Origin of the sequence: Lentzea cavernae (assembly GCF_014653695.1) — a bacterium.
Lineage (GTDB): Bacteria > Actinomycetota > Actinomycetes > Mycobacteriales > Pseudonocardiaceae > Lentzea > Lentzea cavernae.
On the sequence record NZ_BNAR01000003.1, the window covers coordinates 517,693 to 539,988 of the forward strand.

A 22,296-nucleotide genomic window follows, 5' to 3' on the forward strand; every position below is an offset into this window, starting at 1 on the left:
GGACGCTGTGTCGTCGCTGTTCACCGACGCGGCCGAGATGCGCGCGTACGCCGAGTACCTGCGCACCGAGGCCCAAGAGTTCGAGACGATCCGCAAGTACGTCCACGCCACGGCGTGCGACAAGGCGGGCTTCACCGGCCTGCTGTCGTTGCTGCAGCCGGGCGTGGACGTCGTGCGCGCGGTCTTCGACGAGACGCTCGACTTCGGCAAGTCGAAGCTCGAGGGCACGGCCACGGCGGTGGACGCGACGGCGAAGACCTACGAGGACATCGACGCTCTTCAGCGCCGCATCTTCGAGGGGCTGCTCAAGTGACGACGACCTCCTACAGCGCCGTGCGTCCGGTCGCGGCCTCCCTGAAGCAACCCGACGTCGACACGGCGTCCCTGAACGACGTCCTGCGCGACCAGGGCTGGGGCGTGCAGGCGGTCAACTGGGTGTTCGAGGCCGTGACCGGCGAGTCGCTGGTCTCCACGATCATCACGCCCATCACGGGCGACTGGTCGAAGATCCGCGCCGACGGCGACGCGTGGCGCATGGTCGGCAACGCCATGAACGACGTCTCGTACAACCTCACCGACGCCGTGGGCAAGGTGCGCGGCCACTGGGACGGCGACGCGGCCAAGGCCCACGAGAAGTACATCGCCCTGGGCTGGAAGGCGGGCCTGCTCGCCGAAATGGGCGTCGCCCAGCTGATCGCCAAGGGCTTCGACACGGTCGCCTCCGGCGCCGAGGCCCTGGGCAAGCAGGCCGCGCGCCTGCTCGACTACCTGGTCAACAAGCTGCTCGAAGCCGCCGCCACCGTCTGGATCCCGGTCGCGGGCTGGATCAAGGCCGCCGAGATGGTCTGGAACGCCTACCAGATCTACCGGCGCGTCATGGACATCATCGAGACGGTCCAGAAGCTCATCTCGGACGTCAAAGCCCTGTTCGACGCCGTCGGCCGCGTCTTCTCCGCCATCGGTAAGCTCAAGGACGCCGACTCCCTCGCCGAGGCCATGAACGCCACCCAGGAGGTGGCCGAGGCGGGCCGCGACGTCCGCAACGCCGTCAACGACATCCACGACGACTTCTCGAACATCAAGGAGTCGGCCACGGAGATCGCCGACCGCGGCCGCGACGTCGGCACGCAGGTCCGCGAGGTCTACTCCCCGCCAGGCGGCGGCACCGACGAGACCAAACCGGCCGCCGTCTCCTCCGTAGCACCCGGCGGCGCCCCGGCAGCCGCCCCACCGACCCTGAACGGCGGCCCGGACACCCCCGCCACCACCCACGCGGCCTCCACCGGCCCGTCCGCCTCGGCCCCGCCCTCACTCGGCGGCGGAGGAGGCGGCGGCGCCCCGACCGGCGGCATGCCGGTGAGCCATGCCGGTACCTCCGGCACCTCCGGTTCCGGTGCCGGAGGTCCTGCCGGCGCCCCCACCATCCCCCGCCCGGACACCACGCACGCCGCAGCCGCGGCCCCCGCAACAGCCCCCACGGGAACGCACCAGACCCCCATGGGCGGCGCCATGCCGATGGGCGCCCCGATGGCCCCTGGTGCAGGCGGCGGCGACCAGACCCGCAGCTCGGGCTCCCGCCCCGGCGCGGGCGGCGTCCCGGCGTTCCCGTCCGCGGGCTCGCCCACGGGCGGCCAGGCCGGCGCTCCCAAGCCCTCCGGCCTGCCCACGCCTCCCGGGCACGGCTCGGGCCTCCCGACCCCGCCGAACCAGGGCTCAGGCACGTCGGCCCCCAGCACCACCCCGCGCCCCGGCGGCTCCGGCCTGCCTACACCTCCGTCGGCGCTCGGCACGCCAGGCAGCCACGCCGGTACGCCCGGCTCCACGGACACGCGTCCGAACCCCGGTTCGGGCAGCGGCCTGCCGACCCCGCCGAACACCGGCGGCCACACGTCCGGTGGTTCGGGCAGCGGCCTGCCCACCCCGCCCGACACCGGTGGCCACACGACGCCCGGTGGTTCGGGGTCCAGCCTGCCCACCCCGCCCAGCTCGAGCTCGCACCCGACGCCCGGCAGCGGCCTGCCCACCCCTCCGGAACACCCGAGCGCCGGTTCCGGCACCGCGACCGCCCCGGCCCCGTCCACCGGCAGCGGTCTCCCGTCGCCTCCCGGACATCCCTCCCCGAGCGCGGGCGGCGCCCTGCCGTCGCCTCCCGGCCACCCCAGCCCGACCACGGACCACTCGACGCCGTCCGGCACCACGCCGCACGACCCGTCGACCCCGCGCCCGCACGACACGCCCCCGCCCGGCACGCCACCGCACGACGGCGGCCCACGTCCCCACGACACCTCGCCCAGCGGGTCTGCCGACCCCAAACCGCACGACTCCGGCCCCAGGCCGCACGACGCGGACGGCCGGCCTCACGACGTCGACCCGAAGCCGCACGACGCCGACCCCAAGCCGAACGACGGCGACGCGCGGACCGACGACGGCAAGCCCCACGACACCGACGCGAGCGGTGCCGAGGACGTCAGGCCCCACGACCCCCAGCCAGACCACGACACCCCGCCCACCCACGACACCGACCCCAAGCCCGGCAACGACGACGCCACCCCGGGCAACCACGGCGACGACAACAGCAGCACCCCGCCGCCCACCGCCCCCGACCTCAAGGGCCACTTCGACGCCGCCGCCATGGCCGCGCAGGGCCAGGGCTACCAGCACCAGCTGGAGCAGATCCTGCCGAACCAGGCCGACCGCGACCGCTACGTCGAGCTGAGCAAGGAGCTCTCCACCAACCTGAGCCCGCAAGAGGCCCAGCACGTGGCCGACGTCCGCAACCAGATCGCGGTCGGCAGCGGCGACATCGTCACGAAGGCCCTCAACCAGGGCGCGCTCAGCACCTACCTGCCCGACACCCCGCACGCGCCGGGCAGCCAGAAGGAGACCTGGCAGAACCAGATGGGCGGTTCGATCGCCCGCGGTCAGGACGTGGTCGGCGTCAACACCCCGCAAGGGCTCAGGGACGGCCTCGCCCTCGACGACAAGGGCCAGGGCTGGACGCCGATCCCCGCGGGCGCGCAGGAGGCGATGCAGCTCCGGTACGAGGTCACCGCCCAGAACGAAGGCGCGCACAACGTGCCGTTCGGCGGGCCGAAGAAGGAGACGCCGGACTTCACCCAGCCCGGGCCGTACGGGGCGAACGAGTACCAGTCGCCGCAGGAGAAGGCGCACTACGAGGCGTCGCAGCAGCAGATGGCGGCGGCCGGCGGGGCAGCGAAGCCGTACGACGGCTACGACCCGTTCACCGGCACCGGTTCCACGATGGGCGGGATGCCGGAGTGGCGGGTCGACGGCGGCACACCGTTGCCCGATCGTGCCGAGATCTGGCAGGTGAACGCGGACGGCTCTGAGAAACTGCACGCCGTGTACGACCGCAAGTTCGGCTGGACGAAGCTCTGATGACCCAGTACTCCCAGGAGATGGCCGAGTACCGCGGCGAGACGTACTTCGCGGGCGCGGAAGGCGAGCACGCCGTCTGGATCCGCAAGATCCCCGGCGTCACGTACTCCCACGCCGACGGCTTCCAGACCTACGGCAACCGTGAGCTCAAAACGGTGGCCACGAAAGACCTGGACGCCTGGTACCTCGAGACCTGCAAGGCCACCTGGCGCGGCCAGCCGTTCAACGTCGTGAGGACGCAGGACGGCAAGGCCGAGGCCGGGTACGCGGGCGGCGAGTACGTGTGGGCCGCGCAGAACGGGCTCGAAGGCGACCAGTACAACGGCTACACCGCCACGCTCGGGGAAGACGAGCTCGAGGACGTGCAGGTCGACCGCACCGACTTCCTGGCGCGGTGGAAGGAGAAGAACCCGGGATGAGCACCCCACAGGCCGTGCGCAAGGCGGCCGGCATCGGGCCCGAGACGATCCTGCAGAAGATCGTCCACCCCGCCGTCGCGCAGCTCTACCTGGGCAACGTCGTGGTGCCCGGCAAGTTCGAACCGCATCGGGCGGCCGGGTTCGTCACGCGCGGGCAGGACTTCCCGCAGGGCACGAGTGACCAGTTCGCCGAGGCGTTCGGCGTCGACAAGGTCGCGGACTGGCCGCAGGGCACGCAGTACCTGTTGCGCTTCCTCGCCCACACCACCGAGCTGTTCGACACGAGCTTCGGCGGCCCGACGCTCGACGGCGCGCAGAAGATGGGCACCACCCGCGTCTACCCGGTCCCGTTCACCGGCACCGGGTACACGCCGAGCGAGAACCCCATCCCCGAGTACGTCATGGAGCTCGCCGAACTCCCCGCCGGCACGGAGCTGTGGCGCTTCGAGCCCAGCGGCGAAGGACGCAGCGTCGGCAAGTACCTCAACCGCCAGACGGGCTGGATCCCCACGGCGGACGTGGGCTTCGGGCCCGGGAGGTACTGGCAGGCACCGGTTCCGCACCGGCCGACCGTCCGTCGTGGACTGATCGGCAGGTACCGGGACCAGGACTTCGACATCGACTTCGGCCCCACGCCGGGCAGCGTCCTGCTGCACCCTCTCGCCGGGCACCCCGCGCCGCCGGACTTCACCGAGGAGAACGGAGCCCAGTTCCTCGAGGTGCCGGACGCGGTCGTGGAGGACCTCCAACTGGTCCGCACGCTCTGCACTTACCAGGGCGCGGAGTTCGAGATCGTCGGCGTCCTGGGCGACCAGGCCGTGCTGCACTTCCTCGGCGAGAACTACGAGACCGCCGAGCGACTTGGTCTGTCCGAAGTGGACTTCCGGCAGTGGCGCACCGTCGCCCAGCGCGCCGAGGTGAGCGACATCCGCGGTGACGCGAGGCCGATCCGGCGCGGGCTCTTCGGGAGGGAGAACTGAGATGACCACCCCGAACGACAGCTGGAAGCCCGCTGAGCTGCGGGCGGCAGAAGCGCAGGTCGACGCGCGCTTCAAGGAGGCGCAGGACCTCGCGAACCGCCTGAAGGAAACGCCGCTGCCGCCCGTTCCGCCGGTCGACTTCAAGGCCATCGCCCAGCAGGTCGAGCGGGCCGCGCAGGAGCGGGACGCGCCCGAACAGCTCAAGGCGTTGAAGCGCAAGGTGGACGCGGGCGAGTTCACCTGGGAGGACGTCGTCTCCGGCAAGGCCGCGCAGGACCCGGACGTGCAGGCCATGCAGCAGGAGAACGTCAACAAGATGAAGCAGGCGTTCCAGATGCTGCAGGAGGGCATGACCGCCGAGGAGATCATGGAGGCCCAGCGCCCGCGCAGGGGTCCCGACGACGACGGCGACCAGCTCGACCCCGACATCTTCACGGAGGACAAGTGGTGATGACGGCCTGGCGGACACCGGACGTCCTCGCCGCGGAGGACTTCCTCACGAGCGCGATCGCCAACGCGGAGCGCGCGATGCGCACCGCCCAGCAGAACCTCAGGGGCAAGGAACCGTCCACTGAGGACATCCGCAGGGTGATGCAGTACGCCAAGTCCAGCGAGGCCTCACCGGCGATGCGCCAGCTCGCGGACCGCATCGCGCGCGGCGCCGGCCTGAGCTGGCGTCAGGTCCTCACGGGCGAGGCGGGCCACGACCCGCTGGTGCGCCAGGCGCTCGACGCCGACCGCGCGAAGCTGGACGAGCTGATCAAGGGCGAGACGGCCCCGCCGCCACCCCCGCGCAGGCCCGCGCGGACGGACGACGACGAGCCGATGCAGTTCACCGAAGACGCCTGGTAGAGCCGTCAGTCCAGCACCAGACCGACGCTGACCAGCACGGCCCACGCCAGCATGGCGATCCCGGTGAACTGCAGCACCGGGATCAGGTCACGACCGCCGCGCCCGGCCGCCACCCGGCGCACCGCGGGCAGCAGGATCGGCGCCGCCAGGAACCCGAGCAACGCGTAGGGCACCCGCACGACCATGCCCAGCGCGATCAGGAACGGCACCGCCACCAGCGCCAGGTACAGCCGGCGCGTGTCCTTGTCGCCCAGCACCACGGCCAGCGTCCGCTTGCCCGACACGGCGTCCGTCGGGATGTCGCGCAGGTTGTTCGCCACCAGCACCGCAGCCGAGATCGCTCCCATGGCGATGGACGACCCGATGCCGATGCCGGTGATCTCACCGGTCTGCACGTACAGCGTGCCCAGCACCGCGGCCGGGCCGAAGAAGAGGAACACCGCGATCTCGCCCAGACCCGCGTAGCCGTACGGGCGCTTGCCGCCCGTGTAGAACCACGCCCCGAGCACGCACACGGCACCGAGCGCGAGCAGCCACCAGAACCCGGACAACGCGACGAGCACGAGCCCGGCCACCGCGCCGACGCCGAGCGAGATGAACGCCGCCAGCCGCACCTTCGACGGCTCGGCCGCACCGGACCCGGTCAGCCGGAACGGCCCCACCCGGTCGTCGTCCGTGCCGCGGATGCCGTCGGAGTAGTCGTTCGCGTAGTTCACGCCGATCTGGAACGCCACCGAGACGATCAGCGCGAGTCCCGTGTAGAGCGCGTTGAACTCGTCGATGTGGTGCGCCGCAGCCGCTCCGACGACCACCGGGGCGATCGAGTTCGGCAGCGTGCGCGGGCGGGTCCCCTGGATCCACTGGACGACTGAGGCCATGCCCCTATCCTCCGACATGGCTCCTGAGGACCCGCCGAAGGGGTGTATCAGCAGGCAGTCGCGCCGGACACACCCGCGACGTACGCCTTGGCGATGTGCTTGCCGGACGCGATGCGGTACCAGACGTTGGACGTGCCCTGCGTGCCCGTCACCGACTGGCCGGTGAGCTGGCAGGTGACCCTGACCTGCGCGTAGTTCGCGGCGATGCCGACCTGGGAGGCCGTGGAGGTCGCGCCGCTGCGGACGTTCACGGTGCCGGCGGCGTCGGAGGTGCGGACCGTCCCGACAGGACCGGAACCGGTCCACAGGTACGTCACGGTCACCCACGCGTTGTTGGTCAGCTTGAGGCCGTCCCAGAACGTGCCGTCGGCGAGGTCGATGCCGGCCGGGTTCGCGGGCTTGCGGCCGAACTGGTCCTTGCCGCCGTTGTAGCCGTCCTCGTACGCGGCCTGCGCCTCGGGCTTGCCCTGCGGCAGGTCCTTCCACATCTCACGGGTGGCGGACGCGTTCCAGTAGTCGTCCTTGGTGTTCCACGGGCCGACGTCCCACACGGGCGCCCACTCGCAACGGCCGTTCGACGCGCACACCTGCACGCTGTAGTTGCCGGAGTTCTTGTTCGCCAGCCCACGCCGCGACGGCAACGCCACGAAGTGGTCGCGCGACCGGATCACGTGCCCGTTCGCCGTCGTGCCACCGACCAGGCCCTCCCGCGTCGCGTAGACGCGGTACGAACGTCCAGCGGCCGCAACGGAAACGTCGTCCGCGGCGACGGTCGCGGGAGCCTTCGAGGCCGTCAGCTCCACGCGCGATGCCTTGCCACCGCTCAGAACCACGCGCGTCTCGATAGTGGACGTGGTCACCGGCAACGTCGCCGGCGCCTCCAGCCACTCGGTCCACTGGCCGTCCGCGCGCAGGCCGCGCACGTCGACGACACCATCACCGGTCACCGCCGCCGTGACCGCGTTGGCGGGCTGGGCGAGTCTGTGCGTGCCGAGCTCGATCAGGCCGGTGCGCGGGGAACCGCCCCACGTGACGGCGCGGCCGCTGACGTCGGCGGCCCACTCGTTCGAGGCAGGAGCCGCCTGCGCGGGAGACGCCAGCCCGGCCACCAGGGCGGTGCCGGCGACCAGCGGTAACAGGTAGCGCATGAAGAAACCCCCATCGCTAACGCGCGCGGCTGGGGTGCCGCGCGTTTCGAGGGGAGAGTTGTCCTCGGCGGTAAAGGTTCACCTAAAGAGGTCGGCCACGGCCGTTCGGTCGACCTTGCCGGGGCCGCGCAACGGCAGCTCGTGCACGAACCGCACCAGCTTCGGCGCCGCCGCCCGCCCGACGGCCTCGGCCACGACGGCCTTCAGGTCGTCGACCGACGGTTCCACACCCCGTGCGACGACGACGGCGGCCACGACCTGGCCCCACTCGTCGTCCGGCACGCCCACGACACACGCCTCCAGCACGCCCTCGACGGTCGACAGAGCCCGTTCGACCAGCACCGGAGGCACCTTCTCGCCCCCGGTGACGATCACGTCGTCAGCGCGTCCCAGCACCTCGAGCCGTCCGTCCCGCAGCCGCCCGAGGTCCCCGGTGCGGAACCACTCGCCGAACGGCTCCGGGGTGCCGCGGTACCCGAGCGCGAGCACCGGCCCGCTGATCTCGATCACGTCGTCGGTGCGCAACGAGACCTCACGCAACGGTTCGCCGTCGTACACGCACCCGCCGGACGTCTCGCTCATGCCGTACGTCGTGACGACCTGCACGCCCAGAGCGCGCGCCTGCTGCAGGAGGTTCGGCGGGGTGGCGGCCCCGCCGATGAGCACGCCGTCGAACTGCCGCAGCGCCTCCAGCCCCGGTCCCTCGCCCACGACGAGCCGGGAGAGCTGCGTCGGCACCAGGGCGGTGTAGTGGCGTCCCGGCTGGGCCAGCACCGGCCGTGCGGCGTGCGCGAAACCCATGGCGCGGAAGCCACCGGTCAGGTCGAGCACGCCGGGCGTGGTGCCGGCGACGATCGACCGCACCAGCACCTGCGCCCCCGCGATGTGGCCGGTGGGCAGCGCCAGCAGCCACGTGCCGGGCCCGCCGAGCCGCTCGTGGGTGGCCTCCGCGGACGCCGTCAGGGCGTCCGCGTCGAGCAGCACCGTCTTCGGCTCGCCCGTCGACCCGGAGGTGGGCACGCCGAGCACGGCGCGCTTCTCCCAGCCGTCGAGCGGGCCGTCGACCAGGGGTTCGCCGCCGTTGAGAGCTGCGCGGAGTTCGTCGAGCATGGGCACCTGCTCAGAAGTAGTACGGGTAGTTCGACCAGTCGGGGTCGCGCTTCTCCAGGAAGCTGTCGCGGCCCTCGACGGCCTCGTCGGTCATGTACGCGAGCCGGGTCGTCTCCCCGGCGAAGATCTGCTGTCCGACCAGACCGTCGTCGATCAGGTTGAACGCGTACTTGAGCATCCGCTGCGCGGTGGGCGACTTGCCGTTGATCTCGCGCGCCCACTGCAGCGCCGTGGTCTCGAGCTCGGCGTGCGGCACGACCTCGTTGACCGCGCCCATCTTGTACATGTCCTCGGCGGAGTAGGTGCGGCCGAGGAAGAAGATCTCGCGGGCGAACTTCTGCCCGACCTGGCGCGCGAGGTAGGCAGAGCCGTAGCCGCCGTCGAACGAGCCGACGTCGGCGTCGGTCTGCTTGAACTTCGCGTGCTCGGCGCTCGCGATCGTGAGGTCGCACACCACGTGCAGGCTGTGCCCGCCGCCCGCGGCCCAGCCGGGCACGACCGCGATGACGACCTTGGGCATGAACCTGATCAGGCGCTGGCACTCCAGGATGTGCAACCGGCCCGCGCGCGCCGGGTCGACCGACTCGGCCGTCTCACCGGAGGCGTACTGGTAGCCGCTGCGCCCGCGAATCCGCTGGTCACCACCACTGCAGAAGGCCCAGCCGCCGTCCTTGGGGCTGGGGCCGTTGCCGGTCAGCAGCACGCACCCGACGTCGGACGACATCCGCGCGTGGTCCAGTGCCCGGTACAGCTCGTCCACCGTGTGCGGCCGGAACGCGTTGCGCACCTCGGGCCGGTTGAACGCGATGCGGACGGTGCCCTGGTCGAGCGCGCGGTGGTACGTGATGTCGGTGAAGTCGAAGCCCTCGATCGGCTTCCACAACGACGGGTCGAAGAGCTCCTGATCTGCCACGGTCTGAGACTCTAGGCGCATGAATCCGTCCACGGCGCAGGCGAGGGTGATCGTCGACGAACTGGTCCGCAACGGCGTCCGCCACGTCGTGCTGTGCCCCGGTTCGCGCAACGCCCCGCTGTCGTTCGCCCTGTACCAGGCCGAACAGAACGGCCTGCTCGCGCTGCACGTGCGCATCGACGAGCGCAGCGCGGGGTTCCTCGCGCTCGGTCTGGCCAAGACCGGCACGCCCGCCGTCGTCACCTGTACGAGTGGCACCGCCGTGGCGAACCTGCACCCGGCCGTGATCGAGGCGCAGCTGACCGGGGTTCCGCTGATCGCGCTGACCGCCGACCGCCCCGTCGACCTCCACCGCACCGGCGCGAGCCAGACGATCGACCAGTACGACCTGCTCGGCGTCCCCACCCTGCACCTGCCGGAGGCGGGCGACGAGCCGACCACGCGCTCGTTGATCTGCCGTGCCATCGCCACTGAGGGCCCCTCGCACGTCAACGTGCCCTTCCGGCCGCCGCTGACGCCGGACGACACCTCGTGGCCGACGTCGGATCGGACCCCGTGGACCGCCACGGACCGCACGTTCACCGTCGAGACCCGCGCTTCGTCGCTGCCCGCGCGCACGCTGGTGCTGCTCGGCGACGACCGCCCGGAGCGTCTGCTGGAGGCCTCCCGGCTCGGCTGGCCCGTGATCGCGGAGCCGACCGCGCCCGGCGGCCTGCGGCACGGGTCGTTGCTGCTCAACGCGGGTCTGCCGGAGCACCTGCGGCCCGAGGCGGTGCTCGTCGTGGGGCGCGTCACCCTGTCGAGGGGTCAGCAAGCAGTGCTGGGAGCTGCTCCACTCGTCCACGCCGTCGGGGACCAGGCACTGTGGCCGGACGTGCAGTTCACCGCCACCCGCGCGTCGACCTGGCTGCCCGAGCCCGCCGCGCTCGACGACGAGTGGACGCGGGTGTGGCAGAGCGCCGTGAAGGACGTCAGCGCGGCCGTCGACGACCTGCTGGACGCCACGCCGTGGCCGACCGGCCTGCACGTCGCACGCGACCTGGTGCAGGCGGTGCCCTCGGGATCGCTGCTGTTCGTGGGCTCGTCCAACCCGATCCGCGACGTCGACTTCGTGGCCGAACGGCGTCCGGACGTCGCCGTGCACGCCAACCGGGGTGCCGCGGGCATCGACGGGAACGTGTCCACCGCGATCGGGCTCGCCACCGTGCACGACGGGCCCGCGTACGCGCTGATGGGCGACCTGACGTTCCTGCACGACAGCAACGGCCTGCTCGCCGACCGCCTGCCCGACCTCACGATCGTCGTGCTGAACGACGACGGAGGCGGGATCTTCTCGTTGCTGGAACAAGGCGCTCCCGAACACGACGCGAGTTTCGAGAGGATTTTCGGAACGCCGCACGGGACTGATCTGACCGCTTTGTGCGCGGGCTACCGAATTCCGCACTCCACAGTGGACGACCAGGAGGAGTTCCGTAGCGCGATTGCGTCGCCCAAGGGCCTCCAAGTGGTCGAAGTGCAGGCAAAACGAGACGAACTGCGCGCACTTCACCAGCGTCTCAAGGCGACGGTGTCAACCGTTTTCACCAGGTAGGAAACATACGTAAGTCGGTGGTTGGTCCATGATCGTCTGGATAGCGTCCGCCGCATGTCGAACAGATCAAAGGTGACGGTCGCGGTGGCGTCCGCGGCCGCGATGACGCTCTTCGCGGGGACGGCGCTGGCGGCGTCTCCAGGTGCTCCCGGCGCCGGTGATCCGTACTTCCCGACGTACGGCAACGGCGGGTACGACGTCTCCCACTACGACATCAGGCTCAACTACAACCCGACCGGCGACCAGCTCTCGGGCACGACGACGATCCTGGCCAAGGCCACCCAGGACCTCACGCAGTTCAACCTCGACTTCCTGCTCAAGGTGAAGTCGGTCAGGGTGAACAACGCGCCGTCCTCGTTCGTCTCCGACGGCGGCGAGCTCACGCTCACCCCGCGCGGCGGCGTCCGCAAGGGCCAGGACCTGACGATCGTCGTCACCTACGCCGACAGCCCGTCCACCGTGAAGGACCGCAACGGTTTCACGGCGTGGACGAAGACCACCGACGGCGCCCTGGCCATCGGCGAGCCGGAGATCGCCTCCTGGTGGTTCCCGTCCAACGACCACCCGACCGACAAGGCCACCTTCGACGTCAACGTCGCCGTCCCGAACGGCGTCGAGGCGATCTCGAACGGCACGTTCGTCGGCCAGACCCGCCAGATCAACGGCTACACGCGCTGGAACTGGCGCAGCACCAAGCCGCAGGCCACGTACCTGACGTTCCTGACCATCGGCCAGTTCGAGCTCCGCCAGTCGACGGCGCCGAACGGCCAGCCCGTCGTGAACGCCTACTCCGAGCGCCTCGGCGAGAACGCGGACGCCGCGAAGGCCAGCATCGAGCGCACGCCCGAGATCACCGAGTTCCTCGCGGAGAACTTCGGCCCGTACCCGTTCGAGGCGCAGGGCGGCGTCGTCACCCCGAACCTCGGCTACGCGCTGGAGAACCAGACCCGCCCGACCTACGACACGGGCTTCTTCCGCCGCGGCGCCAACACCTACGTCGTCGCGCACGAGCTGGGCCACCAGTGGTTCGGCGACTCCGTGTCGGTCCACCACTGGCGCGACATCTGGCTGAACGAGGGCTTCGCCTCCTACGCGGAGTTCCTGTGGTCCGAGCACGTCGGTGAGGGCACGGCCCAGGAGAACGCCGACTTCGTCTACGACTCGTACCCCGCGGACAGCGACTTCTGGAACGTCCTGCCCGGCGACCCCGGCGCCTCGAACGTGTTCGACGGAGCCGTCTACGACCGCGGCGCCCTGGCCGTGCACGCACTGCGCGTGGCCGTTGGCGACGAGAAGTTCTTCGAGATCCTGAAGACGTGGGTGGCCGAGAAGAAGTACTCGGACGCCACGATCGAGGAGTTCATCGCCCTGGCGGAGCGCGTCTCCGGCCAGCAGCTCGACCAGCTCTTCCAGACCTGGCTCTTCACCAAGGGCAAGCCGGCCCAGGCCCCCGGCCGTTCAGCCGACGTGGCCTCGAAGTCGCTCTCGGTCGCGGCGGAGCCGAAGTCGCGCGCCAAGATCCAGCTGACGCACGAACTGCTGGACGCCCACAAGTAAGTCGGTGGCGTCCGGACGCCGGTGACGAGCAAGATCGGGGAATGACCTCCCGTGTCGCGCTCGTCACCGGCGCCGGTTCCGGCATCGGCGCAGGAACAGCGCAAGCCCTGGCAGCCCTGGGCCACCGGGTCGCCCTCGTGGACCGGTCCGACCAGGGTCCCACCGTGGCCGCACAGATCACGTCCTCCGGCGGAACAGCCCTGGCCGTGCAGGCGGACATCAGCGACCCGGACGCCGTGGCGGCCGCCGTCGCCGAGGTGACCGCGTCGCTGGGACCGGTCGAGATCCTCGTCAACAACGCCGGCTTCGCCAGGGACAACATGGTCCTCGACATGCCGCTGGCCGACTGGGACGCCGTGATGAACACGCACCTGCGCGGCAGCTTCCTGATGCTCAAGGCCACCGCACCGGCCATGCGCGACGCGGGCTGGGGCCGCATCGTCAACCTCTCCAGCATCTCCGCCCTGGTCGACGACGACCGCGCCAACTACGTGGCCGCCAAGGCGGGGTTGGAGGGCTTCACCCGTGCCACTGCTCTGGACCTCGCGCCGTTCGGGATCACGGTGAACGCGATCGGTCCCGGTGTGGTGGTGACGGAGATGACCAAGGTGTCGGCTGGGCGTGCCGGTCGCACTGTGGAGGAGCACGTCGAGGTGATGCGGAAGTCGATTCCGCGTGGTCGTGTTGGTACGCCCCATGACATCGCACGGGCCGTGCTGTTCTTCGCGGCGGAGGATGCGGACTACGTGACGGGGCAGGTCATTTATGTCAGCGGCGGGCCGCACGGCTGAGCCGTTTTCACCCGAACGAGCCCGTATCGTGGAATAAGTCCAAGTCATAACGTCGATGGTTATGGCACAAAGCACTCCATCCACCGCGTACAGCCGGGACCTGGGCGATGAACTGCGCCGGTTGCGCGAGACCTGCACCGATCTCAAGGGTCACGAGGTGGCCGCCCGCCTCGGCTGGGATCCCAGCAAGGTCTCGACCATCGAGCACGGCAAGGCCCGTCCCAGCGAGATCGACCTGGTCCAGTTTCTCACGATGTGCGGCAAGGACATCGACTTCTTCGAGGACTTCAAGCGGCGCTACCGCAACGCCTTCGACGAGTACATCGTGCAGTTGCCGGGCAATCTGCGCACAGTGGCGATGGCTGAGTCCACCGCCACGAAGATCTTCAGCTACAACACCCTGACTGTTCCAGGTCTTGTGCAGACGCCTGGATACGCCGAGGGTCTTTGCCGCGCGACCGGCATCGTCCTCGAAGAGCAGATTTCGTCTTTGGTCCAGGCCCGGATGGACCGGCAGGCGATTCTGAGGAAGCACAACCGGCCGGATTGCCTGTTCTACATCCACGAACTGGCGTTGCGGCAGCGATTCGGCGACGACCAGGTCATGACGGACCAGTACCTCCAGTTGATGTTCAACGCGCACATCATCCGAATCGTGCCCGCCGGCGTACTGGTCAACTCGGCCGGAATCCTGCTGTGGGAGTACGAGAAGGCGATGCCGATCGCCTACAGCGAGACCGAACTGACGCAGGTGTTCGTGCAGGACCGGGGCGCTATTGCACGAACCAGGCTGATCTTCGATCGTTTGGCCGGGGTCGCCTTGGATGAGGAACAATCGCGGAGGAAGCTGGCGGAGTACGTCGACCTGCCGCGAGAGGACCTCGATGCCCCAGGACCGCGCTTGGCGTAAGAGCAGCTACAGCAACGGCACGCCGGAGGGTGAGTGCGTCGAGGTGTCGATCGCCCACGACGCACGAGTTCGCGATTCGAAGAACGAGGCCGGTGAGGTGCTGACGTTCAGCACCTCCGCCTGGCGCGCCTTCGTCGCCGAGATCTAAAGCCCTTCCAGCGCCTCACGCATCGGCCGCATCTTGGCGTGCGCCTCCTGCACCTCGATGTCCGGATCCGAATCGGCCACCAGCCCGCACCCGGCGAACAACCGAGCCGTCGACCCGGAGATCTGCGCACACCTCAAAGCGATCCCCAGCTCCCCATCACCGTTCCCGTCGATCCACCCGACCGGCCCGGCGTACCGCCCGCGATCCATCCCCTCCAACTGCGAGATCAACCGAGTCGCGTCCAACCGAGGCGTCCCACCCACAGCAGCAGTCGGATGCACGGCCTCCCCGAGGTGCAACAACGACGTGGACGACTCCAAAGTCCCGATCACGTCAGAAGACAGGTGCGAAACGTTGGGCAGCCTCAACACCGAGGGGCCCTCCACGGACATGGTCGTGCAAAAGGGCCGCAGGGTGTCCGCGAGAGAGCGGATCGCGTAGTCGTGCTCCTCGAGGTTCTTCTCCGACGACATCAACGCCGCGGCGAGTTCCTCGTCCGAAATCCCGTCGTGCGGCCAGGTCGTGCCGGCCAGCACCCGCGAGTCCACGACCGACCCGGTCCTGCGCAGCAACAGTTCGGGCGTGGCGCCGACCAGGCCGTCCACGGCGTAGGCCCAGCACTCGGGGTAACGCCGGGCGAGGCCCTGCAGCACGAACCGCTGGTCCAGGGGCTTGTCCGTCCGCGCCACCAGGTCGTGGGCGAGCACGACCTTGTCCAGGTCGCCGGCACGCATCCGAGCCACGGCCTCGCGCACGGCTTCGCGGTACTGCGTGACCGGCAGCTGACCGTTGGCGTAGCGGACCGTGGACGGGCGCGAGAGAGGTGCGACGAGCGGTGCGGGGTCCGAGGCGCCGATGGTGGTGGTCCACTGCTCGCCGTTGCGGCGGCCGACGACGACCTCGGGCACGATCAGCACCGAGTCGCCGGGGGAGTCCGCGAAGGCCATCGAGACGAACGCCACGGGGCCGCTGCCCGGCACGCCCAGCTCGTCGTCCACGTCGAGGTGCGAGACGAACTCCTGCCACCACTTGTCCGCCTGCGCGAACCGGTCGGGGCCGCTGACCTCGAAACGAGCGGCCTCGCCCCAGCCGACCAGGCCCGACCCGTCGCGCACCCAGGCCAGCGCGTTCTCCGGGGCCGGCAGCAATCCGAGCAGGTCACCGGCGGCGTCCCGCTTCGACCGGACGCGGATTCGCTGCCGTGCTCGCGATGTCGGTGCAGAGGTCACAGTCCGACTGTATGGACCTCAACCTGAAAGCGCGGCATCCGCCCGGCTCTAGACTTCTCAGTTGTGGTGGAGGACGCAGTGACCAAGACGCCCCGCGGTGTACGCGTCCGCCGTGCGGCCTGCAGAGCGTTGTTCGTCGTCGGTGGCGTGATCACGCTCGTGTGCGTGCTTCTGCCCATCGCGTGCTGGCGTGACGACGTGGCGATCGAGCGGTCGATGGGGCAGGCGGTCGCGCAGGTCGACTCCGTGTCCTTCAACCGGACGGTTGTGCGCTACGCCACACCGGACGGGCGCGTGATCATCCCGTCCCAGGGCGTGCTGTACCCGGACGGGCTCAAGGTGGGCGACAACGTGCGGGTCGAGTACGACCAGACGAACCCCGAGCTGACGCGCGTCGCCGGGCGGACGGCAGTGCTGTCGCTGCTCCCGGTCGGCACGTTCCTCGTGTCCGTCTGGATCGTCATCGCGGCCGTTGTGACAGTTCTACGCAGATTCGGCACTCGGGTGTAACATCGAGGCATGGCGGATGACCTGGAGCTGCGCTTCGAGCGCACGGTGCAGTCCGAATCGCGCATCGAACCGCGCGACTGGATGCCCGACGGCTACCGCAAGACCCTGATCAGGCAGATCGCCCAGCACGCGCACTCCGAGATCATCGGGATGCAGCCGGAGGGCAACTGGATCAGCCGCGCGCCCTCGCTGCGCCGCAAGGCGATCCTGCTGGCCAAGGTGCAGGACGAGGCCGGCCACGGCCTGTACCTCTACTCGGCGACGGAGACGCTCGGCGCCGACCGCGAGGACCTGACGACCAAGCTCATCGAGGGCCGCCAGAAGTACTCGTCGATCTTCAACTACCCGACGCTCACGTTCGCCGACGTCGGCGTCATCGGCTGGCTCGTCGACGGCGCCGCGATCTGCAACCAGGTGCCGTTGTGCCGCACGTCCTACGGGCCGTACGCGCGCGCAATGATCCGCATCTGCAAGGAGGAGTCGTTCCACCAGCGTCAGGGCTACGAGCTCCTGATGACGATGATGAGCGGCACCCAGCAGCAGCGCGACATGGTCCAGGACTCGGTGAACCGCTGGTGGTGGCCGGCGCTGATGATGTTCGGCCCGCCGGACGCCGAGTCCACGAACACCGAGCAGTCCATGGCGTGGCGGATCAAGCGCGACACCAACGACGAGCTGCGGCAGAAGTTCGTGAACATGAGCATGCCGCAGGCCGAGGCACTTGGCGTGACGTTCCCCGACCCGGACATCAGGTGGAACTCCGAGCGCGGGCAGTACGACTTCGGCCAGCCGGACTGGGACGAGTTCTGGCAGGTCGTCAAGGGTGGCGGCGTCTGCAACGAGCAGCGCATCGCCCACCGCCGCAAGGCGCACGAGGACGGCGCGTGGGTCCGCGAGGCCGCGGCCGCGCACGCCGCCAAGCACGTACGTGAGGAAGGTGCCGCGTGAGCACGTCTTGGCCCCTGTGGGAAGTGTTCGTGCGCGGCAAGCGCGGGCTGAACCACGTGCACGTCGGTTCGCTGCACGCGCCGGACGCCGAAATGGCGCTGCGCAACGCTCGTGACGTCTACACGCGTCGCAACGAGGGCGTGTCGATCTGGGTCGTGCCCGCCACGGAGATCACGGCCTCCTCGCCGGACGAGAAGGACCCGTTCTTCGCGCCCGCGGGGGACAAGGTCTACCGGCACCCGACGTTCTACGCGATCCCCGAGGACGTGCCGCACCTATGAGCTTCGACAATGCCTACGAGTCCTTGCTGGGCGGCGAAGACGCGCACTGGGCGTTCGGCACGGGCTTCTCCGAGGCCCTGTCCGGCGTCGACCGCGAGTTCCCGGCGGGCGTGGACCGCGAAGCCCTCGCCGCCTACTGCCTGATGCTCGGCGACGACGCGTTGATCTACTCGCAGCGGCTCTCGGAGTGGTGCTCGCGCGCTCCCGAGCTGGAAGAGGACATCGCGCTCGCCAACATCGCACTCGACCTGCTCGGCCAGGCCCGCATGCTGCTGACGCGCGCAGGCGAGGTCCTGGGCAGGGACGAGGACGCGCTGGCGTACCTGCGCGACGAGCGCGAGTTCCGCAACGTGCACCTGGCCGAGATCGACTGCGGCCCCGGTCCCGGCGGCGACTTCGCGACGACCATCGCGCGCCTGCTGGTGTTCTCGTCGTGGCGACTCGCCCTGTTCTCCCGCTTGCGCGGCTCGGCCGATCCGGTCCTGGCGGCCGTCGCCGAGAAGGGCCTGAAAGAGCTGGCCTACCACCGCGACCACGCCGCCCAGTGGACCGTCCGCCTCGGCGACGGCACCGACGAGTCGCACCGCCGCATGCAGGCGGGCCTCGACCGCGTGTGGCCCTTCGTGGACGAGCTGTTCGCGACCCACGCCGTCGAAACCGCTCTGGCCGGGGTCGCCGTCGACCCGGCGTCGTTGAGGTCCGAAGTGGACGGTGTGCTCGAAGCGGTGCTGTCCGCTTCCGGTCTCACGCGTCCCCAGGACACTCGCGCGGCTCGCGTCGCGGGCATGGCGGGCCGCGACGGCGTGCACACCGAGGCCATGGGCTACCTGCTCGCCGAGATGCAGCACCTGCACCGCTCGCTGCCCGGAGCGGTCTGGTGACGACGGCGCTGGAGGTCGCGTCGGCCGTGCGGGACCCGGAACTCCCGGTCCTCACGCTGGCGGACCTGGGCGTGCTGCGCGAGGTGTCCGAACAGGACGGTCGCGTCGTCGTCACCATCACCCCGACCTACTCGGGCTGCCCCGCGATCGACGAGATGGGCGCCGACCTGCGCCGATCACTGGTCTCCGCGGGCTACGAGGACGTCGAGGTGCGCCTGTCGCTGTCCCCGGCCTGGACCACGGACTGGATCAGCGACGAGGGCCGTTCGAAGCTGGCCGCCGCCGGCATCGCACCGCCGTCCCGCATCGGCCCGTCGGTCGCCGGCCCGGTGCCGCTGAACCTCGTGCCCCCGTCACGCCAGGTCGCCTGCCCGCAGTGCGGCTCGCTCAACACCTCGGAGATTTCACGGTTCGGCTCGACCGCGTGCAAGGCCCTGCGCCGCTGCAACGCCTGCGCCGAACCGTTCGAGCACGTCAAGGAGATCTGAGTGGCCCGCCGCGCTGCCTTCCACAAGCTGACGGTCGCCCGCGTCGACCGCCTCTGCGACGACGCCGTGGCCGTCACCTTCGACGTGCCCGCGGACCTCTCGGGGGAGTTCGCCTTCACCGCGGGCCAGTACCTGACCCTGCGCCAAGGCGACGAACGCCGCTCCTACTCGATCTGCGCCCCCACCGGCGCCGCCCCGCGCATCGGCGTCCGCCGAGTCGACGGCGGCCAGTTCTCGACGTGGCTGGTCGACCGCCTCGTCCCCGGCGACGTGATCGAGGTCCTGCCCCCGCTCGGCAAGTTCACGCCGTCGGGCACCGGCACCCACCACGGCCTCGTCGTAGCCGGCTCCGGCATCACCCCGGCCCTGTCGATCGCCGCCACGGTCCTCGCCACCGGCGCCCGCGTGACCCTCATGTACGGCAACCGCAGCACCAACACGGTGATGTTCGCCGACGAACTGGCCGACCTGAAGGACCGCTACCCGGCCACCTTCCAGCTGATCCACGTCCTGTCCCGCGAACCCCGCGACGTCGAACTCTTCACCGGCCGCCTCACCGCCGAGAAGCTCACCGCCCTGTTCGGCAGCGTCGTCCCGTTCGACGCCATCGACGAATGGTGGCTGTGCGGCCCCTACGAGATGGTCCAGGACGCCACAGCCGTGCTGCGCGATCGCGGCGTTGCTCCTGACCGCGTGCACCACGAACTCTTCTACGTGGACGAGCCCCCGCCCCCTCCGCGCCGTGCGGAGGCCGTGGTGGACGCGGCCGCTTCGGTCACCGTGGTGCTGGACGGCAAGTCGACCACCCTGCCGTTGCCCGCCGACGAGCCGATCCTGGATGCGGCTCAGCGCGTGCGTGCGGATCTGCCGTTCGCTTGCAAGGGCGGTGTGTGCGGCACGTGCCGTGCGCTCGTGACCGAGGGGAGCGTGGAGATGCGGCGGAACTACGCGCTCGACGAGTCCGAGGTGGCGGCCGGGTTCGTGCTGACCTGTCAGGCGCTGCCGACCAGCGAGTGCGTGACGGTCGACTTCGACGCCTGAACGGAGTAGCTCGTTACTCCTTTGAGACCATATGGTCCATGTGGCATGGATTCTTGGACGAGTCGCGTCGAGGTGCGACCTATCTCGTCGCGGTGACCTTGGTGCGATCGAGAGATCTCGACGCGATGCGTTCTGTGATGCGCGGCCTGGTGAAGCGCGGGCAGCGGCGAATCCACTTCAACGACGAGGGTGACCGCCAGCGCAAGGAAGTGCTTGCGCACATCTGTGCTCTTGGCGTGCGTTCTCACGTGTGGACCTGCAAGCACAACAACGATGCCGTTGCGCGCTCCGCCTGCCTGTTCGACATGATTCCTCGGCTGGTGGAGCTCGACGTCTCACGTCTGGTGCTCGAGAGCTGTCAGCACCAGGACGCTGCTGACCGCCGCGTGCTCGCGTCCGGAATCCGCAAGTTCGGCGGGACGTTCACGTACGAGCACCTGAGGCCGGTTGAGGACCCGCTGTTGTGGATCAGCGACGCGATCGCGTGGTCGTACGGTGCGGGCGGCGAGTGGCGCAGGCGGACCGTTGACCTGATCGAAGAGGTGTCGGCGGCAGAAAGCCCCTAGACAGCGCGAAACCCGGCAACCCGTCGTCCGGCGGGTGAACCGGGTCCACTTCCGGCTCCTATTGGAACCGACAAGAAGAACCATAGCAGAGATATGTGTCCAGCCCGTGATTCATGTCCACCACGAACAGGCGATGAGCGTGGCACCATCGAAGACATGGGACTCGTCCTCCGCTCAGCGCTCTGGGGTGCCGGTATCGGCACCCTGCTGATGGGCGCCTTCGTCGGAGTCATCGACGTCTCCACCCCGAACACCTCACCGCAGTCCTCGGTCGCCATCACGATCATCGCGCTGCTCATGGTCGCCGTCATGATGGGCGGCATCCCCGGCGCGGTCGTCGGCACGATCGTGGGCGCCATCCGCCACTCGGCCCGGCAGCCGCGCCAGCCAATGCACCCCATGCGCCCGATGCACCCGCCGGTGCCGCAGCAGCCCTACGACATGTGGTCCGACCTGGTCGAACGGTGTGCCGCGTCGACGCGCCGGGTCGCGGCCGCGATCCACACCGTGCCGAACTCGCCGGCCAAGGACTGGCTGTGGCGCATCAGCGAGCAGCTGACCAGGGAACTCGACGACGTGCGCGGCATCGCGCAGCTCGGGCGGGCGCTGGGCGCGGTCGACCGGCAGCACCCCGTCTACCAGCGGTTGCTCAAGGCCTCGCACGACTTCCACCAGTTCGAGAACGAGGTGGGGCGGGTGGCGTTGCAGATGTTCGACCACCCGGAGCTGGACGAGGCGCGCACGCACCTCGAGGTGCTCGAGAAGCAGCTCCCTCAGCTGTCGGCCTGAAGCGCCGACTGCCACCAGCTCAGGACCTCGTCGGCCGCCTCGGGTGCGGCCACCAGCAGGCCGTCCACGGGTAGTTGGGCGCCCTCGCCGCGTCTGTCGAGCACGACCGCACCTGATTCCACGGCCAGTGACACCGCACCGGCGACGTCCCACTCGTGGTAGCCGTGCAGCACGGCGGCGGCCACGTGTCCCAGCGCCACCTGTGCGACGGCCAGGCACTTGGAGCCGAGGACGCGCACGCCCGTGCCGGCTATCGCGGCCGTGGAGATGAACTCGCCCATGCCTTCCCACGGGCCGGTGCGCGTCATCTCGGTGCACACGACCAGGGAGTCGCCTTGGCGTTCGGCCAGGCGGACCGGGGTGCCGTTCGCGCGCATGCCGCGGCCGCGGGCGGCGGCGTAGATCTGGGAGCGGTACGGGTCGGCGACGACGCCGACGACGGGGCCCCAGCGGTCCACCAGCGCGAGGCTGTAGGCGCACCAGGGCATGCCCGCGGTGTAGTTCGCGGTGCCGTCCACGGGGTCGACGACCCAGCGGAACTCCGAGTCGCCGGGGACGTCGGCGTCGGTGTTCTCGCAGAACACGGGGATCGAGGGGAACTCGGCGGTGAGCACGCGCCGGGTGTGGCGTTCCAGGGTGCGGTCGGTGTCGGTGACCCAGTCGAACGGTGACTCGCCGGAGTCGGGACGCACGCCGCGGCCGGCGGTGGCCATGATGACGTCCGAGGCGTCGTTCGCCAGGCGACCGGCCACCTCCAGGGCGATGGACACCAGTCCGGGGTCAACCGGCTGCGCGGGGCGGGACGACAAGACGGTCATGCTGGCCTAGTTTCACCGCGTCGTGTGTCCGGAAACCGAAGCGCAGATG

25 protein-coding genes are annotated in these 22,296 nt (G+C 70.0%); 19 read left to right on the forward strand and 6 right to left on the reverse strand.

The window, feature by feature from the left end:
• The first annotated feature begins 7 nt into the window (after positions 1-7).
• The 6 genes from IE307_RS12660 to IE307_RS12685 are packed head-to-tail and all read left to right on the forward strand — an operon-like array spanning position 8 to position 5,650.
• On the forward strand, positions 8-313 hold the full coding sequence (locus tag IE307_RS12660; protein WP_191298090.1) for a hypothetical protein: 306 nt from the start codon (positions 8-10) through the stop codon (positions 311-313).
• Positions 310-3,399 (forward strand): phage tail family protein, encoded by a 3,090-nt coding sequence (locus tag IE307_RS12665; protein WP_191298091.1) that lies wholly within the window; start codon positions 310-312, stop codon positions 3,397-3,399. Before IE307_RS12660 ends, IE307_RS12665 begins: the two co-directional genes overlap by 4 nt.
• The gene (locus tag IE307_RS12670) at positions 3,399-3,818 is read left to right on the forward strand and encodes a hypothetical protein (RefSeq protein WP_191298092.1); all 420 of its coding nucleotides are present in this window, start codon (positions 3,399-3,401) and stop codon (positions 3,816-3,818) included. The genes IE307_RS12665 and IE307_RS12670 overlap by 1 nt, the downstream gene beginning before the upstream one ends.
• Positions 3,815-4,798, forward strand: a complete 984-nt coding sequence (locus IE307_RS12675) for a hypothetical protein (RefSeq protein ID WP_191298093.1) — start codon at positions 3,815-3,817, stop codon at positions 4,796-4,798. The genes IE307_RS12670 and IE307_RS12675 overlap by 4 nt, the downstream gene beginning before the upstream one ends.
• Position 4,799: 1 nt before the next feature.
• Positions 4,800-5,249 (forward strand): hypothetical protein, encoded by a 450-nt coding sequence (locus IE307_RS12680; protein ID WP_090065960.1) that lies wholly within the window; start codon positions 4,800-4,802, stop codon positions 5,247-5,249.
• Positions 5,249-5,650, forward strand: coding sequence for a hypothetical protein (locus tag IE307_RS12685; RefSeq protein ID WP_191298094.1), 402 nt, complete (start codon positions 5,249-5,251; stop codon positions 5,648-5,650). Before IE307_RS12680 ends, IE307_RS12685 begins: the two co-directional genes overlap by 1 nt.
• A 5-nt stretch (positions 5,651-5,655) precedes the next feature.
• On the opposite strand, the gene IE307_RS12690 is transcribed toward IE307_RS12685, so the two are convergent.
• The 4 genes from IE307_RS12690 to IE307_RS12705 all read right to left on the reverse strand — a co-directional run bounded on the left by IE307_RS12690 (position 5,656) and on the right by IE307_RS12705 (position 9,699).
• Positions 5,656-6,528, reverse strand: coding sequence for a 1,4-dihydroxy-2-naphthoate polyprenyltransferase (locus IE307_RS12690; protein WP_191298095.1), 873 nt, complete (start codon positions 6,526-6,528; stop codon positions 5,656-5,658).
• A gap of 47 nt (positions 6,529-6,575) precedes the next feature.
• Positions 6,576-7,676, reverse strand: a complete 1,101-nt coding sequence (locus IE307_RS12695; RefSeq protein ID WP_191298096.1) for a DUF8814 domain-containing protein — start codon at positions 7,674-7,676, stop codon at positions 6,576-6,578.
• A 78-nt stretch (positions 7,677-7,754) separates the two neighbouring features.
• On the reverse strand, positions 7,755-8,786 hold the full coding sequence (gene menE / locus IE307_RS12700) for an o-succinylbenzoate--CoA ligase (protein WP_191298097.1): 1,032 nt from the start codon (positions 8,784-8,786) through the stop codon (positions 7,755-7,757).
• Positions 8,787-8,796: 10 nt separating this feature from the next.
• On the reverse strand, positions 8,797-9,699 hold the full coding sequence (locus tag IE307_RS12705; protein ID WP_373305996.1) for a 1,4-dihydroxy-2-naphthoyl-CoA synthase: 903 nt from the start codon (positions 9,697-9,699) through the stop codon (positions 8,797-8,799).
• 19 nt (positions 9,700-9,718) lie between these two features.
• Between IE307_RS12705 and menD the strand changes: the two genes are divergently transcribed.
• From menD to IE307_RS12730, 5 genes are all read left to right on the forward strand, one after another.
• The gene (gene menD / locus IE307_RS12710; RefSeq protein ID WP_191298099.1) at positions 9,719-11,290 is read left to right on the forward strand and encodes a 2-succinyl-5-enolpyruvyl-6-hydroxy-3-cyclohexene-1-carboxylic-acid synthase; all 1,572 of its coding nucleotides are present in this window, start codon (positions 9,719-9,721) and stop codon (positions 11,288-11,290) included.
• A gap of 54 nt (positions 11,291-11,344) precedes the next feature.
• Positions 11,345-12,847 carry a M1 family metallopeptidase gene (locus IE307_RS12715; RefSeq protein ID WP_191298100.1) on the forward strand — a complete coding sequence of 501 codons (1,503 nt, stop codon included), beginning with the start codon at positions 11,345-11,347 and terminating at the stop codon, positions 12,845-12,847.
• 41 nt (positions 12,848-12,888) lie between these two features.
• Positions 12,889-13,638, forward strand: coding sequence for an SDR family NAD(P)-dependent oxidoreductase (locus tag IE307_RS12720; protein WP_191298101.1), 750 nt, complete (start codon positions 12,889-12,891; stop codon positions 13,636-13,638).
• Between the two features lie 61 nt (positions 13,639-13,699).
• Positions 13,700-14,548 carry a helix-turn-helix domain-containing protein gene (locus tag IE307_RS12725; RefSeq protein ID WP_191298102.1) on the forward strand — a complete coding sequence of 283 codons (849 nt, stop codon included), beginning with the start codon at positions 13,700-13,702 and terminating at the stop codon, positions 14,546-14,548.
• On the forward strand, positions 14,523-14,696 hold the full coding sequence (locus IE307_RS12730; protein ID WP_191298103.1) for a DUF397 domain-containing protein: 174 nt from the start codon (positions 14,523-14,525) through the stop codon (positions 14,694-14,696). The genes IE307_RS12725 and IE307_RS12730 overlap by 26 nt, the downstream gene beginning before the upstream one ends.
• Here IE307_RS12730 and IE307_RS12735 read toward each other — a convergent pair.
• Complete coding sequence (locus tag IE307_RS12735) at positions 14,693-15,925, reverse strand: isochorismate synthase (RefSeq protein WP_191298104.1); 1,233 nt, start codon at positions 15,923-15,925, stop codon at positions 14,693-14,695. The genes IE307_RS12730 and IE307_RS12735 overlap by 4 nt on opposite strands.
• Before the next feature lie 78 nt (positions 15,926-16,003).
• On the opposite strand from IE307_RS12735, the gene IE307_RS12740 reads away from it, so the two are divergent.
• The 8 genes from IE307_RS12740 (at position 16,004) to IE307_RS12775 (ending at position 21,429) form a co-directional block, all read left to right on the forward strand.
• Positions 16,004-16,435 (forward strand): DUF3592 domain-containing protein, encoded by a 432-nt coding sequence (locus IE307_RS12740; RefSeq protein WP_229904650.1) that lies wholly within the window; start codon positions 16,004-16,006, stop codon positions 16,433-16,435.
• Between the two features lie 9 nt (positions 16,436-16,444).
• Positions 16,445-17,383 (forward strand): 1,2-phenylacetyl-CoA epoxidase subunit PaaA, encoded by a 939-nt coding sequence (gene paaA / locus IE307_RS12745; protein WP_191298105.1) that lies wholly within the window; start codon positions 16,445-16,447, stop codon positions 17,381-17,383.
• On the forward strand, positions 17,380-17,664 hold the full coding sequence (gene paaB, locus IE307_RS12750) for a 1,2-phenylacetyl-CoA epoxidase subunit PaaB (RefSeq protein ID WP_090065945.1): 285 nt from the start codon (positions 17,380-17,382) through the stop codon (positions 17,662-17,664). The genes paaA and paaB overlap by 4 nt, the downstream gene beginning before the upstream one ends.
• Positions 17,661-18,545: a 1,2-phenylacetyl-CoA epoxidase subunit PaaC gene (gene paaC, locus IE307_RS12755; protein ID WP_191298106.1), complete on the forward strand. Its 885-nt coding sequence runs from the start codon at positions 17,661-17,663 to the stop codon at positions 18,543-18,545. The genes paaB and paaC overlap by 4 nt, the downstream gene beginning before the upstream one ends.
• Positions 18,542-19,033: a 1,2-phenylacetyl-CoA epoxidase subunit PaaD gene (gene paaD / locus IE307_RS12760; protein ID WP_191298107.1), complete on the forward strand. Its 492-nt coding sequence runs from the start codon at positions 18,542-18,544 to the stop codon at positions 19,031-19,033. Before paaC ends, paaD begins: the two co-directional genes overlap by 4 nt.
• Positions 19,034-20,074: a 1,2-phenylacetyl-CoA epoxidase subunit PaaE gene (gene paaE, locus IE307_RS12765; RefSeq protein ID WP_191298108.1), complete on the forward strand. Its 1,041-nt coding sequence runs from the start codon at positions 19,034-19,036 to the stop codon at positions 20,072-20,074.
• A 53-nt stretch (positions 20,075-20,127) separates the two neighbouring features.
• Positions 20,128-20,640 (forward strand): hypothetical protein, encoded by a 513-nt coding sequence (locus IE307_RS12770; protein ID WP_191298109.1) that lies wholly within the window; start codon positions 20,128-20,130, stop codon positions 20,638-20,640.
• 156 nt (positions 20,641-20,796) lie between these two features.
• Positions 20,797-21,429, forward strand: a complete 633-nt coding sequence (locus tag IE307_RS12775) for a hypothetical protein (RefSeq protein ID WP_191298110.1) — start codon at positions 20,797-20,799, stop codon at positions 21,427-21,429.
• On the opposite strand, the gene IE307_RS12780 is transcribed toward IE307_RS12775, so the two are convergent.
• Complete coding sequence (locus IE307_RS12780; RefSeq protein ID WP_191298111.1) at positions 21,414-22,247, reverse strand: inositol monophosphatase family protein; 834 nt, start codon at positions 22,245-22,247, stop codon at positions 21,414-21,416. The two genes, IE307_RS12775 and IE307_RS12780, sit on opposite strands and share 16 nt — an antisense overlap.
• Positions 22,248-22,296: the final 49 nt, after the last annotated feature.